At 62.6% G+C, this 254-nt stretch carries 1 pseudogene; it reads right to left on the bottom strand.

The window, feature by feature from the left end:
• Window positions 1-254 (bottom strand): annotated as a pseudogene (locus tag FS767_RS23015) (hypothetical protein); the annotation flags it as partial.

The following is a 254-nucleotide window of genomic DNA, read 5'->3' as shown; positions in this document are numbered from 1 at the left end:
AGAAGGGGCCCGAGCTTTCGTCCAGGGACTTATGGCCCCATTGACCACTGTGAATGTCCAGTAGGTCGCAACCGATCAAGACGCAAGCCTCACCGGCGGCGACGCCGGGAAAGACGCCATCGCGCTTGGGGACCAGCTTCACGACCTGCCACAGCACGTTGTCGACCAGGTGATGATCGATGACCGTGCGGGTGCAGTTGTCGGTTTCGCCGTCGGCGGTGAGTTCGGCGATCAGCGCATCGCGCGTGGGATGA

It is taken from the genome of Pseudomonas sp. DE0010, from assembly GCF_007680745.1.
In the GTDB taxonomy this organism is placed as follows: domain Bacteria; phylum Pseudomonadota; class Gammaproteobacteria; order Pseudomonadales; family Pseudomonadaceae; genus Aquipseudomonas; species Aquipseudomonas parafulva_B.
Note: the sequence above shows the minus strand (reverse complement) of the source record. Positions and strands in the feature narration are given on the sequence as shown.